Genomic DNA, 15,007 nt, shown 5'->3' on the forward strand with positions numbered 1-15,007 from the left:
GGCATAATATCCGTTCTCCCTTGTCGGATAATGGAAGTGCTTTGGGAAAACTGACTCCACATGAATGGACAAAGTGGAGTGCCGCTTCCAGTGAACTGACATTGCGTGGCGGGGTACTGGAAACCATGATGGGACAATTCTTTCGTAAATGGCTGGTCAGTGAAGGACTGTTTACCGAAAATTACGTACCCAATGCCGATGAAGTGAATTTTTACGCTAATAGCATGCAACGTACCATAGCGACTGCTCAGTATTTTTCATCGGGTTTTATGCCGGTAGCTGATGTTGCTGTTCGCCATCGGTATGCTCCCAGTAAGATGGATCCGGTCTTTTTTCCTCGCCTGACGAAGGTTAGTGAAGCTTTTTGTGAAGATGCCATGAAACAGATCGCTGCTATGGGAGGCGAGAAGGGGATACGGGGAATTAATGAAAAGCTGGAAGATTCGTACCGTATCATAGCAGATGTACTCGACTTGAAAGATGCTCCTGCTTGTAAGTCTGGAGAAACTTGTGCTTTCGACGATTATGATACACAGATTATCCTGAAGAAGGGAGAAGAGCCGGCTATGAAGGGTTCTTTGAAGCTCGCAAACTCGGCTTCCGATGCTTTCATCTTACAGTATTATGAGGAAGCAGATACGCAGAAAGCTGCATTTGGTCATGATATATCTTCTTCGGATTGGGAAAAAATTGCCCGTATAAAGGATGTATATGGGGATGTCTTGTTTACAGCACCTGTTGTTGCATATAATGTGGCTCACCCGTTGCTGGTATATATGAATGATGAACTTAATTCCGATGCGCGTAAGTTTACTTTCTTATGTGGACACGATTCGAATATAGCAAGCGTAAATGCTGCGTTGGAAGTTGAGGATTATGAATTGCCATTGTCTATCGAAAAGAAGACTCCTATTGGAAGTAAGCTGGTTTTCGAGAAGTGGATAGATAAATCGGGTAATGAATATATTGCCGTAAATATAGTATATCAGACGACCGTACAGTTGAGAAATGTAGAACTGCTTGATTTGAATAATCCTCCTATGGTTTATCAGTTGCGACTGAAAGGCTTGAATCGGAATGCAGATGGTTTATATTCATTGGAGGATGTGAATGGACGTTTTGAAAAAGCTATTGCAGCTTATGATGATATCAAATAGGGAGATTAGGAAAGAATGTTGTTTTAAACTTTTTGATTTTAAATAGTTGTTCAGATTTCTTTTAAGTTTTCTTACGTTCTATTGCCTGAAAGAAATTCTAATAAATAGTACCTACCCGAAAACAACCTCTGAATAATCTTTCTGATTTGTGAAGAAAGGGATGATTGCCATAGGGCGGTTATCCCTTTTGTTATATACAGCTTGTATATAAACAAAAAAGACACCCAGGAGTGGAAGCCTCCCAAATGCCTTATATCTAAGCTTTTAAGCTTTGTAGCGGGACCCGGGATTGAACCGGGGACCTCATGATTATGAATCATGCGCTCTAACCAGCTGAGCTATCCCGCCATTATTTCATAAAAATATTTATTGCAAACTTTTCTGTAGCGGGACCCGGGATTGAACCGGGGACCTCATGATTATGAATCATGCGCTCTAACCAGCTGAGCTATCCCGCCATTTGTTTTTCGTTTGCGGGTGCAAAGGTAAGTTAAGTTTTTTAATTGTGCAATACGTAACGGCATTTTTTTTCAATTTATGTCGCTTTTATTTCTCCTCTGAAGATATTTATGTGTTGAATAGTAAAAAAATACGATTCATTATGTAGAATACAAAAAAATAATTTATTTTGCCGATGTTATCTTATATCTAACTATACAAGAAGTATGAAATCTATGAAAAAGAAAATACGTATCGAATATCCTTTAAATCCGGCTTCTGGAAGTATTCTTTGGGGAGCCATTAGTACTCCTTCTGGTTTACAGAGATGGTTTGCTGATAATGTTTCAAAAGTAAATAAGACTTATACATTCAAGTGGGGAAAAACTGAGATGCGTAATGCTGAAATCCTCAATTTGCGTACAGAATCTTTTATTCGTTTTCATTGGGTAGACGAAGAACCTAAAACTTATTTCGAGTTAAAAATACATTATAATGAACTAACGAAGGACCATTCATTGGAAGTTACCGATTTTGCAACTCCTGAGGAAGAGGAAGATACTAAAAACTTGTGGGATTCTCAAATAGAAATTCTGAGAAGAATATGTGGGGTATAATTCCAAAAATAATATAAAACATCATCCTCCTCTCCATTTTTTATGCTACTTTTGTGCGCTATAATGATAATATAAGGAATGCTACGCATAAAAAAACTTGATATATTTGTACTAAAGAGCTTTTTATTGCTCTTTGCAGGAACTTTTTTCATCTGTTTGTTTATCTTCATGATGCAGTTCTTATGGAGATATGTAGATGAACTGGTAGGGAAGGGGTTGGAGATAAATGTACTGGCCCAGTTTTTCTTTTACTCAGGTCTGACTTTGATTCCCTTATCTCTTCCTCTTGCAATTCTGCTGGCAGCTCTGATGACTTTCGGTAACTTTGGAGAGCGTTATGAGTTGCTTTCTATGAAAGCGGCAGGCATTCCATTGTTGCGCATTATGCGTCCGGTAGTTTTATTTTGTGTCTTTTTGGGAGGTATGTCTTTTTTCTTTCAGAATGTTATTGGCCCCCGGGCACAGAAACAATTGTGGACTTTGCTGGTATCCATGAAACAGAAATCTCCAGAGGTGGACATACCTGAAGGTGTATTTTATAGTGATATCGATGGATATAATATTTATGTGAAGCAGAAGGACCGTAAAACTGGTATGCTGAAAGATATACTTATCTATAACTTTTCGGATGGATTTGAGAATGCTCATATCATTTGGGCGGCAGAAGGTAAGTTGGAGCTGACAGCAGACAAGCAGCATCTGTTTTTGCATTTATATAATGGAGAGCAGTTTGAGAACTTGAAATCTCAGTCTGTCATTTCACGTAATGTTCCGTATCGTCGAGAAACATTTAAAGAAAAGCATACACTGATAAAGTTCAGCTCTGAGTTTAATATGGTAGACGGAAGTTTTCTGGACCGTCGCTCCGATATTAAAAATATGCATGAAATATCGGTTGCAATCGATTCGTTAACAGTGCATGCTGATAGTGTAGGTCGTTCGATGTATACTGATATTATGTCTACTACTTACCGGAGTCCTGTCTTGACACCAGCCGATTCTACCAAGATGAAAGAAGAAAGAGTTGCTTTTATTAATACAGATAGCATTTATAACTCCATGACTTCTCAGGAAAAGCTGAAGGTGTTGACTACTACCGGTAACCGTATCAGTTCGTTGGCTTCCGACTGGGATATGAAGAGTTTTCTTACCAAAGATACCGATAACAATATTCGTTCACACCGTTCCGACTGGCATAAAAAGATTACCTTGTCACTGGCATGTATTATATTTTTCTTTATCGGTGCGCCTTTGGGAGCTATTATCCGGAAGGGTGGATTGGGTATGCCGGTCGTAATTTCCGTATTGATTTTTGTAATTTACTATATTATAGACTCGGGAGCCACGCGTGTTGCCAAGAGTGGTGAAATGAATATTGTCCTGGGAACATGGATGAGTACTATTGTGCTGGCACCTTTGGGCGCTTTCTTTACGTATAAATCGAATAAAGATTCTGTAGTCTTTAACATAGATGTATATGCTGCTTTCTTCCGTAAGCTGTTTGGCATACGTCAATCCAGACATTTGTTTAAGAAAGAAGTTATCATTCATACTCCCGAATATCAGAAAGATATGGATATACTGGAAGAAATCAGTCGTGACTGTACGGTATATCTGGAAAATCATCGTCTGAAAGGAATGCCTAATTACATTCAGATATTTACCAACAACAAGCATGATGATGCAATTGCCGAGATTAATAAAAAGATGGAAACGGTCATCGAGGAACTGTCGAATACGAAAGATGCCGTTTTGCTGAACTTGTTGAACAATTATCCTTTCCTGTCGGTTAAAGCACATAAGAGCTTGTTCGACAATCGCTGGCTGAACCTGCTGTTTGGTATCGTAATACCTGCCGGATTATTGCTTTATCTGAATATCTGGCGATACCGGATTCGTCTGGATAAAGACTTGAGAACAATTATAAAGAACAATCAAAGTATAATAGAACAAATAAGAAATCAACAATTATATTTACAATAATAGCACTATGGACAAGATCAAATTGAATACCATTGAAGAAGCAATCGAAGATTTTCGCAGAGGTGAATTCGTTATCGTTGTCGACGATGAAGATCGTGAAAACGAAGGCGATTTAATTATCGCTGCCGAGCTGATTACTCCCGAAAAAGTCAATTTCATGTTGAAACATGCAAGAGGAGTGCTTTGTGCTCCTGTTACTTTGTCGCGTTGTGAAGAACTCGACCTGCCACATCAGGTTACAAACAATACATCTATGCTGGGAACTCCGTTTACCGTTACTGTTGATAAGCTGGAAGGTTGTAGTACAGGAGTTTCTGCTGCCGACCGTGCCGCTACGATTCGTGCACTTGCCGATCCCGCTTCCACACCCGGAACTTTCGGACGTCCTGGACATATTAATCCGCTTTATGCACAGGATAAAGGTGTATTGCGTCGTGCCGGACATACAGAAGCTTGTATTGATATGGCAAAATTGGCTGGACTGTATCCTGCCGGTGCACTGATGGAAGTCATGAACGAAGATGGGACAATGGCCCGCCTTCCGGAACTTCGTAAAATGGCCGATGAATATGGATTGAAACTGATTTCAATTGCAGATTTGATTGCTTATCGTTTGAAGCAGGAATCGCTTGTAGAAAAAGGAGTAGAAGTGGACATGCCGACCGAATTCGGACATTTCCGTCTGATACCGTTCCGTCAGAAAAGTAACGGACTGGAACATGTTGCCTTGATTAAGGGTGAATTTGGACCGGATGAACCGGTACTGGTACGCGTACATTCATCGTGTGCTACAGGAGATATCTTCGGTTCTTTGCGCTGCGACTGCGGTGACCAGCTTCATAAGGCGATGCAGATGATAGACAAAGAGGGTAAAGGGGCCATTATCTATCTGATTCAGGAAGGACGAGGCATCGGTCTGATGGAAAAGATGAAAGCATATAAGCTGCAGGAAGAAGGTATGGATACGGTTGACGCTAATATCTGTCTGGGACATCAGGCGGATGAACGTGACTATGGTGTCGGTGCTCAGATTTTACGTGAGATCGGCATTCATAAAATGCGCCTGCTCACCAATAACCCGGTGAAGCGTGTGGGACTGGAAGCTTACGGACTGGAGATTGTGGAAAATGTACCTATTGAAATAACCCCGAATAAATATAACGAACGTTATCTGCATACGAAAAAAGATCGTATGGGACATACGTTGCATTTTAACAAATAAATATTAAAACTATGGAAACAAATAATTTAGTTAAGACTTATGCTTCCAAGGCTGTACAGGCAGCTTTGATGCGTAGCGTGTATACATGGATGACACTGGCTTTGGTCATTACAGGCTTCGTTTCTATGTATGTCGCAAAATCGTATACTCTGTTGTCGATGATTATGCAGAACTCGATGGCATTTTGGGTACTGATTATTGCCGAATTGGGACTGGTATGGTATTTATCTGCCCGTATCAATAGAATATCTTTCAGCACGGCTACCGTTCTGTTCATCGCATATTCTATTCTGAATGGTGTAACGCTGGCATTTATTTTCCTGATTTACACCATGAGTTCTATCGCTACTACCTTTTTTGTCACGGCAGGAACTTTTGCTGTCATGGCGCTTTATGGATATGTGACGAAGAAAGACCTTACTCGTATCGGTAATCTGTGTATCATGGGGCTAATCGGAATTATCATTGCTTCGCTGGTAAATATGTTCCTGCATAACTCAATGATGGACTTGGTTATCTCTTGCATCGGAGTCTTGCTGTTTGTAGGACTGACAGCTTACGATTCACAGAAAATCAAGCAGTTGCTTACTGCTGATGATATAGAAGTTAATGAGTCGACACAGAAGATTGCGCTGATGGGCACCATGACGCTGTATCTCGACTTTATTAATCTTTTTCTTTACTTATTGCGCCTGTTGGGTGACAGAAAGTAAGCAAAATCTTTTTCTATTTAAAAGAAAACGATTTATTTTGCATAAAATTATGAACTAAATAAAACAAAGGCAATGAATCAACTTTCAGATCGTTTAAATAGCTTGTCACCTTCGGCGACATTGGCTATGTCACAAAAAAGTAGTGAACTTAAGGCACAAGGTGTTGATGTTATTAATTTAAGTGTCGGAGAACCCGATTTCAATACTCCCGATCACATTAAAGAAGCTGCCAAGAAAGCTATCGATGAAAATTATTCTCGTTATTCTCCCGTAGCCGGATATCCAGCTTTGCGCAATGCGATCGTTGCTAAACTGAAAAACGAAAACGGTTTGGAATATACTGCTGCTCAGATTAGCTGTGCAAACGGTGCAAAGCAGTCTGTCTGCAACACGATTCTGGCTTTGATCAATAAAGGTGATGAGGTAATCGTGCCTGCTCCTTACTGGGTAAGTTATCCGGAAATGGTGAAGCTGGCCGAAGGTACTCCGGTTATCGTACGTGCCGGTATCGAACAGGATTTCAAGATTACTCCTGCACAGCTTGAAGCTGCCATCACTCCGAAAACACGTGCGTTGATTCTCTGTTCTCCGTCCAACCCGACAGGTTCTGTATATTCTCAGGAAGAATTGAAAGGTTTGGCTGAAGTATTGGCTAAGCACGAACGTGTTATTGTTGTTGCCGACGAAATATACGAACATATCAATTACATCGGAAAGCACCAGAGCATTGCTCAGTTTGCAGAAATTAAGGACCGTGTAGTCATTGTAAACGGTGTTTCGAAAGCCTATGCCATGACAGGCTGGCGTATTGGTTTTATCGCTGGTCCGGAATGGATTGTAAAAGGTGTGAACAAATTGCAGGGACAATATACTTCTGGTCCTTGTTCTGTTTCTCAGAAAGCTGCTGAAGCTGCCTATACCGGTACTCAGGCTCCGGTAGAAGAAATGCGTCAGGCTTTTGAACGTCGTCGTGACCTGATTGTGAAGCTGGCGAAGGAAATCCCGGGATTTGAGGTAAATGTTCCTCAGGGAGCTTTTTATCTGTTCCCGAAGTGTGACTCTTTCTTCGGCAAGAAGGATGGTGACCGTGTAATCAATAATGCAGACGACTTGGCAATGTATTTGCTTGAAGTTGGTCATGTAGCATGTGTTGGTGGTACTTCGTTTGGTGCTCCTGAGTGTATTCGTATGAGTTATGCAACTTCCGACGAAAACATTGTGGAATCTATGCGTCGTATCAAAGAAACTTTGGCTCGTTTGAAGTAATTATTCGAAATAATCATTTAAGAGGAGATAGGCTGTTCTGGCGTAAGTCAGGATAGCCTTTCTTGTTTTTATGACAGTGGCTAATCGTTTTTCTTATGGTTCCATGCAGGATGGGCAAGTTACAGTTTGGGGAGCATTGGAGTAAGACGGAAGTTTGTGAAAAATAACCTCCCGATGATTTAAAGTAAACGTCAGCAGGAATTGGGAAAAACGTCAGCACATTTTTTTGAAATTTGTACAAAAGATTTTGTTTTTTGTACAAAAAATAAATGAGATTTCGGCTTGCTTGGGAAAACTTTTGCTTGTCCGTCTGTAAGGTCGCTTTTACGATGATAGAGCAGGCTGGAGTTCTTGTATTGAGCTTTCCGTTGTTTACAGGTTGGGGGATAGGAGATTATAACTTTGGAGTTGTATTTTATCAGGAAAAGCCAGTTTATTTTGAATTGTGTTCTTATGGAAATGTTATTTTAGGAATATGGCAGAAAGTGAAAGGTTGTCGGGGATGCTTGCTTGTTTTACGGGAATCGATTACCCTCTGGTTTCGGGAAAATGTATCACATTAGGTAATTGTTCTTCCGGTAGTGTGCGGTATGGCTCTGTACAAACGAACAAAAGCTGCAACTTTTTGAGTTACAGCTTTTTATCTCGGCACGGGAAGAGAGGCTCGAACTCTACAGAAACTTTGCCTTTTTTTTCCTGTTCTGAGAATCAAGCTGTTACGTTTTCGAATTAAGTTATTATTTTATTTGGTTTGTCCCGAATTAGTCCGATTCTCTCCGGAGTTAATTAGCTGATTCATTTGCTCTAAGAGCATTATTCTTTTATCTTTTTCTTCAAGTAGACGTTCCAGCAATGCAATTTTTTCTTTGTATAGCTGTTCATTATCTCCATGAGTAGATGGATAAGCTTTAAAAGGTTTCTCCCGTTCAAAGAATACATCCATCGATACTCCGAAAAAGTCGGCTACTTTTTCCAGACGTTTTACGGTGGGATTCCCGTTCACAATTTGGCTGAGAGAAGAGTTAGCTTCCGTACCAAGGTAACTTAAAAGTTCCTTGTTTTGGATATTTTTCTCTACCAATAATTGTTTAATTATTTGTCCATTATACATTATCGTTTCATTAAAACTTGAATTAAGCGTTCTTTCTCGTTAAGCAATTCCTTTAAATGCTCTATCTCTTTTTGGCATTCATGCAATTGAATATCACCACTCACATTGTTTCCGTTTCCATTAACTGTATGTCCGATATTCAAATGGGGCTTTTCTCGTTCAAAGAACTCGTCTATTGACACGTCAAAGAAGTCTGCGATCTTTTCGATTGTAGTACAATTAGGTATACTTATTCCTTTAATGATATTATCTAAAGTAGCTTTTGTTATACCTGCATACGTGTATACGTCTACTTTTTTGGCTCTTCTTTTGTCTATTAAATCGCTTATAATCTGTCCTTTGAACATATATTCTTAATTTATAATAAGTATAAATTAATATACTAATAGTGATTTATAGGTATATTATAATATACTTTATGGTTTTATTTCTATACATTTGCACTATAAAATTAATAATAAATACGATTGCAATAAAAATAAACCTCTAAAAAGTAATATATATGGTTATATCTGACTATTATTCATCACTCGAGATTAAGCAGAAATCCGAGTTCATTAAAAAGGTTATTGAAACATGTGGGTTCTCATATCCCACCTTTATGACAAAGATGCGTAAAGGAAGCTGGTCTAAACTGGAGCGCGAAGCCATTGAAAGAATCATCAAGGAGGATAAACATGCAGACACAGATTGAATTTTATAATACTCCTTCAGGTAAGGTTGGATATTGGAAGGATAACCAGTCTTATACATTGTCCGAAAAAACTGTGGATATTATCGAAGAAGTACTGACTATCGTGCATGATTGTTATGCAGATGCATACAAAGCCCTGGAGCAATGCTATATCCGTTCTCAGCAGAATAAGCGATATTATCATTTTCTGATGGCGAGTCGTTTTCTACGCTGTAACTGCGGTGAATCGGATACGCTCAAATGGGATTTAGACCGGCATGGCAACGTGAACATAGAACAGGTTCATTGTCCACTGAGAGGTAGCGGAGATTGCCAGTACGAGGGCATTATTTGTTTGCCACAGCGCAGTTCTGTCATCAAAGGCAGACAGTTAGAGGTAGCTGAGCTATTGGCTGAAGGATACAGCAATCAGGAGATTGCCGATTTACTATATATTTCCATCAACACCGTACACAACTTGATACAGCAAATTAAGTTCAAACTCAGATTAGATAATACTCGGGAAATCGCTTCCTGGTATAACAAAACGTATGGTTATGTATGAAACGGAATATGATAGAATTACGCGATTAAATTATGAGAGAGCATAGATATAGATTTTGATAATTATGGACAATTTAAGTGACAAAAAACGTAATCCTGAAATACAAGCTGAAATAGCTGGCATTGGCTATCTCTCACCTCATGGTGAAGCATTAATGGAAATTGCCAAAGCAGAACTGGCCTTTATCTATGAGCATCTGAAATCTTATTCCCAGAATGAGCAGATTTTTATTTTGGACTATATGTCTAGTGAAATGAATTGGAGAACAACAGAAATCGAAGATGGACTATGAACAAACTACATAAAATGCATGAATGGGAAACCTGTAATCCCGGTTATACCTTCGAACACGTTTTTTATACGGACAAATCTCAGGAGATCCGCAAAATTATCGGTGCGGTACCGGTACTGAAACGGGTACTTGTAAATAGGGTAAGGCAGAATGTTACATGGCACAGAAGAGTGCGATGGGATGGTTTTGGCCGTTGTTATGCCATAAACAGCAACTCTCGGTTGCGTCAGTATGATATCCCATTATCCAAGTAGTACTCAGTTTTTATTTACACGACAAATCATCGATATTCGTCGTATCTAAACACTCAATGACATGATATCGAATAGTGATATTGAAAAAATTCTCGACCGTGCGGACATTATAGACGTGATATCCGGTTTTGTGGAGCTCAAGCGTGCGGGTGCCAGGTATAAAGCTTGTTGTCCGTTTCATACAGAAGATACTCCTTCTTTCATGGTGGAACCTGGACGGGGTACATGGTATTGCTTTGGTGCCTGCAAAGAAGGTGGTAATGTCATCAAGTTCGTACAGAAGTACAATCACATGAATTTTCGTGAAGCTTGTTTCTGGCTGGCCGACAAATACGGAATACATATCGACGATGAACAGGAGAAGCCTTCAGCCGACGAAATACGTCGTCAGAAGAAACGCGAATCCATGCAGATCATCAATCAGTTTGCAGCCGAAGTATTCCTTCAGAACCTGTCCCGTCCGGAAGCAGACGCAGCACGTGCCAAGATCCGACAGCGCTGGGGTGATTCATTTCCGGTAGAAATGGGGATCGGATATGCCCTGGCAGACTGGTCCCAGTTATCAGATATGGCAGCATCCAAGGGATTGTCATTGGAATTGATGGAAGAAATGGGACTGATCCGTAAGAAGAAAAACGGGGGATACTATGATTTCTACCGTGACCGTATTATGATCCCAATCCGTGATCGCTTCCGGAATATTATCGGATGGACGGCCCGCGACATGAGCGAAGTGGATGGTACACCGAAATATCTGAATTCCTGTGAAAGTGATTTGTATCACAAAGGAAGCAGTATTTTCGGTATAGATAATGCCATCCGTCAGGCAGCCAAAGAAGAGAAATTCTATTGTGTAGAGGGTGCACCCGATGTCATGCGCCTGCAATCCATTGGAGTCAACAATACCATCGCCTCGCTGGGTTCTGCCTGGACTAAAGGGCAGTTTGAACAATTGAAGAGATACGCTACAACGCTGTGTTTTCTTCCGGACGCTGACCCAAAACCAGTAGATGCTCCATACGGTACCGGCATTGCAGCTGTGATAAAAAGCGGTGTGCTGGCTATGGAGTGTGGTTTCTCCGTTTCAGTGCGTGAAATACCACTGGGTGAAGGCAACCTGAAGAATGATCCGGATTCGTATTGTACGAACATCAGCCGTTTCAACCAGTTGGAAGAACAAGACTTCATTACCTGGTATGCTGGATATGCGTTCAACAAAGATGGTACGACTGAAGATAAAAGCGCGGCAGTCAGCCAGATTGCCAAACTTGTTGCAATGGTCGGCGACGAGGTCAAAGAGGCTATGTACCTGGCTAAACTGAGAGATACATACAATAACAAGAATCTTTGGTCGATGGCCATCAACCGGGAGAAAAAGAAGATCAATGAATCCAAAGCCGGTAAATCGCAAGTCATCAATCGGGATCTGCTGGCAAAATACGGTTTCTTTGAATCCAACAACTGCTATTATTCCACTAACGACGGCAAGGAGTTCCAGTGGTCTAACTTCATCATGCTACCGATGTTCCATATCAAAGACTCCCTGATGCCTAAACGTTTGTATCGTATCAAGAACCAGAACCGTCAGGAGGAAATTGTGGAAATGAAGCAGGAAGACCTGGTATCCCTCTCCAAGTTCAAGCAGAAGGTTGAGGGATTGGGCAATTATATCTGGCTGGCCAGTGAAAAAGAAATGACACGCCTGAAGATGTATCTTTATGAACAGACTGAAACGGCTACTGAAATCACCCAGTTGGGATGGCAGCGCAAAGGATTCTATGCGTTTGGCAACGGAGTTTTTGATACGGAATGGCATCCGGCTGATGAATATGGTATTGTGCGGTTGGGTGAGAAAGGCAACTTCTATCTTCCTGCAAGTAGTCTGATCTATCGTGATGACGACAAGTTGTTCCAGTTCGAACGTAGGTTCGTTCACCTTAATTATTCTTCCATCAGTCTGAAGGAATACTTTTCCAAACTGGTCGGGGTATTCGGTGACAATGCCAAGGTAGGAATCTGTTTTCTGCTGGCTACTTTGTTTCGTGACATTATCACTGGATATACCAAGAGCTTTCCCATATTAAACTTGTTTGGTCCCAAAGGTTCCGGTAAGTCCGAACTCGGACACAGTCTGATGGCATTGTTCATTATCGAGAACATTCCTCCCAATATCCAGAATGCTACCATTCCGGCGTTGGCCGACCTGGTGGCACAGTGTGCCAATGCCCTGGTACATATTGACGAGTTTAAGAATAATATTGATATCGATAAACGCGAATACCTCAAAGGGCTTTGGGACGGTGCCGGTCGGTCACGCATGAACATGGATCGTGACAAAAAGCGTGAGATAACTGCCGTAGACTCCGGAGTAATTCTTTCCGGTCAGGAGATGGCAACCGCCGACATCGCTCTGTTCAGCCGTTTGATATTTCTGACCTTTGCTAAATCGGAGTTTACAGAGGAAGAGAAACGCCGATACAATGAACTTGTAGAGATTCGTAAACGGGGACTCACTCACTTGACACTCCAGATACTTCGCCATCGGGCGCGGATGGAACAGCAGTTCATCAGTAATTATCATACCTGCCTGTCCGACGTATTAGAAGCTCTCGGATCCGAAAAGGTGGAAGATCGAATCCTTCGCAACTGGATCATACCGCTGGCCGCATTTCGTACGCTCGAGGGAGTGCTGGATATTCCGTTTTCTTATCCGGATATCCGGCATGTGACAGTAGATGGTATTCTGCGGCAGAATGCTGAATGCAAGAGCAATAATGAACTGGCCAATTTCTGGAATGTAGTATCCTATTTGCAACAGGATGGCGAAATCTTCATCGAAGGAGATTACCGCATTGAATACCTGAATCGTTTCAAAAGCAGCCTGATTAAGATTGAACAACAATACCAGGAACCAAAAGCTATCCTGATGATGCGTAAAAACCGTATCTTCATGTTGTATAAAAAGTTCGGCAAGCAGGTAGGAGATTCCATACTTCCTGAAGGTTCGCTTATATATTACCTGGAGAACTCCAAGGAGTACATGGGGAAGAAGAATTCTGTTCGCTTCAAGAACATTCAGCGAGGTGTAGAAGTTCAGAAGGTGGAAACAACACCTACCGGAGGTATTTCCTACAAGAAAACCTCTACTCCCGATGTGGCCCTTTGTTTCGACTATCGCATGATTCGCGAAACATATAACATTAATCTTGAGGTAGAGGTAGAAGGGCAAGAGAGTGATGCATTGATGGATGATAATGAATGAGATATTACAACTTTAATTGATTGTCTGAGAGTGTAAAGGCAGCCGCTGTGAAGTGGTTGCCTTTTTTATTTTCATACCCATTCTTTGGGATGCTCAGGCTGTTTCCACGGGAAGAAAACGGCTTCTACACCTTCTACACTTTCTACAGTGTTGAAAAAGAGGTATTTATATATTCTACATACCTTCTACAATCGTTCTACATTTTTCTACAAATTGAAGAAAAACATAAAACCTTCTACAAAATGTTTCATTTTCTACAAGATTTCTACACTTGTAGAAAATATAAAATCTCATAAATTATTGATAATCAATATTTATCTGATTTTGTAGAAAGTGTAGAAGGTGTAGAAGGCAAAATATGTGTCATAGCTGGAGAAATTCTTTTGGATTCTAATATCAAAAGCCTTATTTTTGGTATATATAATTGAAATCAAATATAAATATTACTTACTTTCTTATGAGCAGCATTGTTTTCTATCTCCGTCTGGAGCCTTACCTTCGGCAATGGCTTGTCCATTCTTTAGGCGATCCAGTTGTTTTTCCGGCACAAAGTAACGAGAATGCTGTGATTCGACGCTTCCTTCGCAAACGCCCGGAAGACATTCGTCCGGAGCTGGCAGCCGATGGACTTACTGCCATTTGCATACCCGACAGCAAAGCTAAACCTCCACAGTATTACAATTACCTCGGCAAAAAAGCTAAAGCTGCCGTAAAAGAAACAATTGAGGACTTGTTTCGTGCCAATCTTTGGAACGAAATCAGCGATCTGACTCGCCGGAACTGCGGACTTAACAAGACCATTGCTGCCTGGTGCGAAATGCATGGTATCGATGACGATTATTCCGAAACTGTTCGTCAGAAATATTACCGTATGAGAGATTCCTACAACAAAAAAGGTATCTTTTTAGGTTCTTTAACCCGAAATCGCACGGACGAGTGAGGCGATTTTAAACAACACCGTACAACACCGAACACGCATAACCTAACAATGATAATTATGGTACATTTAATTCAGAACATTAGAAAAGTTGAATGTATTGAAGCCTATCACTTGCAACATTCAGACATTATAGCCGACCGTGGAGTATGGTTGAATGTCTATCAACAATTCAACCCAATTTCAACCATCGGGCTGAGTTCAGTAGAGATTTCCGACAAAATCGAGAACAAACAGCGAGTTTTCACTACCAAACTCACCATGTTTCGGACAGAGAAGCTGTTACCTGGTTCCAAGAAGTTCTGCTTTAAGGTGACAACCATCACCGGCTCCCAGTTCCTGATCGGATGCGCAGACAAGCCTTATCCGGTCATTCAAAATGAAGAGTCATTTCCTTCCGCAGCCAGCGGAAAGTCTGGCGTGACAGTTACTGTTACCCTGACTTCTACCATTCCGATGCTTTCCATATTAGATTAAGGTCTTTTTATGCAGTATATATAAGGTGTTAATATTGCAT

The 15,007-nt window shown here is 40.9% G+C and carries 15 protein-coding genes and 2 tRNA genes; 13 read left to right on the forward strand and 4 right to left on the reverse strand.

The genetic code is table 11. The features are described 5' to 3' along the window. Positions 1-1,157: histidine-type phosphatase (locus WKT12_RS13990; protein WP_340320075.1), on the forward strand; the 1,157-nt coding region annotated here is incomplete at its 5' end. A gap of 274 nt (positions 1,158-1,431) precedes the next feature. Here WKT12_RS13990 and WKT12_RS13995 read toward each other — a convergent pair. Both WKT12_RS13995 and WKT12_RS14000 read right to left on the reverse strand, forming a co-directional pair. Further along, positions 1,432-1,505: transfer RNA gene (locus tag WKT12_RS13995), tRNA-Met, on the reverse strand. A gap of 36 nt (positions 1,506-1,541) precedes the next feature. Then, a tRNA-Met gene (locus WKT12_RS14000) sits at positions 1,542-1,615 on the reverse strand. Positions 1,616-1,831: 216 nt separating this feature from the next. Here WKT12_RS14000 and WKT12_RS14005 point away from each other — a divergent pair. The 6 genes from WKT12_RS14005 to WKT12_RS14030 all read left to right on the forward strand — a co-directional run bounded on the left by WKT12_RS14005 (position 1,832) and on the right by WKT12_RS14030 (position 7,959). Beyond that, positions 1,832-2,212 (forward strand): START-like domain-containing protein, encoded by a 381-nt coding sequence (locus WKT12_RS14005; protein WP_340320076.1) that lies wholly within the window; start codon positions 1,832-1,834, stop codon positions 2,210-2,212. A 78-nt stretch (positions 2,213-2,290) separates the two neighbouring features. Beyond that, a complete protein-coding gene (locus WKT12_RS14010) occupies positions 2,291-4,195 on the forward strand; it encodes an LptF/LptG family permease (protein ID WP_021971439.1) in 1,905 nt (634 codons plus the stop codon). Between the two features lie 7 nt (positions 4,196-4,202). Continuing rightward, positions 4,203-5,417: a bifunctional 3,4-dihydroxy-2-butanone-4-phosphate synthase/GTP cyclohydrolase II gene (locus WKT12_RS14015; protein ID WP_340320077.1), complete on the forward strand. Its 1,215-nt coding sequence runs from the start codon at positions 4,203-4,205 to the stop codon at positions 5,415-5,417. Between the two features lie 11 nt (positions 5,418-5,428). Continuing rightward, a complete protein-coding gene (locus tag WKT12_RS14020) occupies positions 5,429-6,130 on the forward strand; it encodes a Bax inhibitor-1/YccA family protein (protein WP_340320078.1) in 702 nt (233 codons plus the stop codon). Between the two features lie 72 nt (positions 6,131-6,202). Then, on the forward strand, positions 6,203-7,396 hold the full coding sequence (locus WKT12_RS14025; RefSeq protein WP_021971442.1) for a pyridoxal phosphate-dependent aminotransferase: 1,194 nt from the start codon (positions 6,203-6,205) through the stop codon (positions 7,394-7,396). 269 nt (positions 7,397-7,665) lie between these two features. Continuing rightward, positions 7,666-7,959, forward strand: coding sequence for a hypothetical protein (locus tag WKT12_RS14030; RefSeq protein WP_021971443.1), 294 nt, complete (start codon positions 7,666-7,668; stop codon positions 7,957-7,959). Positions 7,960-8,138: 179 nt separating this feature from the next. Here the strand turns inward: WKT12_RS14030 and WKT12_RS14035 are convergent, their stop codons facing one another. Continuing rightward, entirely contained in the window at positions 8,139-8,507 is a 369-nt protein-coding gene (locus WKT12_RS14035) for a helix-turn-helix domain-containing protein (RefSeq protein ID WP_340320079.1), read from the reverse strand. Then, on the reverse strand, positions 8,507-8,854 hold the full coding sequence (locus tag WKT12_RS14040) for a helix-turn-helix domain-containing protein (RefSeq protein ID WP_340320080.1): 348 nt from the start codon (positions 8,852-8,854) through the stop codon (positions 8,507-8,509). The genes WKT12_RS14035 and WKT12_RS14040 overlap by 1 nt, the downstream gene beginning before the upstream one ends. 155 nt (positions 8,855-9,009) lie before the next feature. Here WKT12_RS14040 and WKT12_RS14045 point away from each other — a divergent pair, with 155 nt between their 5' ends. The 6 genes from WKT12_RS14045 (at position 9,010) to WKT12_RS14070 (ending at position 14,967) form a co-directional block, all read left to right on the forward strand. After that, positions 9,010-9,201, forward strand: a complete 192-nt coding sequence (locus tag WKT12_RS14045) for a hypothetical protein (RefSeq protein ID WP_191765295.1) — start codon at positions 9,010-9,012, stop codon at positions 9,199-9,201. After that, positions 9,185-9,745 carry a response regulator transcription factor gene (locus WKT12_RS14050; protein WP_340320081.1) on the forward strand — a complete coding sequence of 187 codons (561 nt, stop codon included), beginning with the start codon at positions 9,185-9,187 and terminating at the stop codon, positions 9,743-9,745. Before WKT12_RS14045 ends, WKT12_RS14050 begins: the two co-directional genes overlap by 17 nt. 64 nt (positions 9,746-9,809) lie before the next feature. Further along, complete coding sequence (locus tag WKT12_RS14055; RefSeq protein ID WP_340320082.1) at positions 9,810-10,037, forward strand: hypothetical protein; 228 nt, start codon at positions 9,810-9,812, stop codon at positions 10,035-10,037. Between the two features lie 315 nt (positions 10,038-10,352). Continuing rightward, entirely contained in the window at positions 10,353-13,553 is a 3,201-nt protein-coding gene (gene dnaG, locus WKT12_RS14060) for a DNA primase (protein WP_340320083.1), read from the forward strand. Between the two features lie 457 nt (positions 13,554-14,010). Next, positions 14,011-14,493, forward strand: coding sequence for a hypothetical protein (locus tag WKT12_RS14065; protein ID WP_340320084.1), 483 nt, complete (start codon positions 14,011-14,013; stop codon positions 14,491-14,493). A gap of 57 nt (positions 14,494-14,550) precedes the next feature. Beyond that, positions 14,551-14,967, forward strand: a complete 417-nt coding sequence (locus tag WKT12_RS14070; RefSeq protein WP_340320085.1) for a hypothetical protein — start codon at positions 14,551-14,553, stop codon at positions 14,965-14,967. The last annotated feature ends 40 nt before the right edge of the window (positions 14,968-15,007 follow it).

Origin of the sequence: Phocaeicola sp. HCN-6420 (assembly GCF_037890145.1) — a bacterium.
GTDB lineage: Bacteria > Bacteroidota > Bacteroidia > Bacteroidales > Bacteroidaceae > Phocaeicola.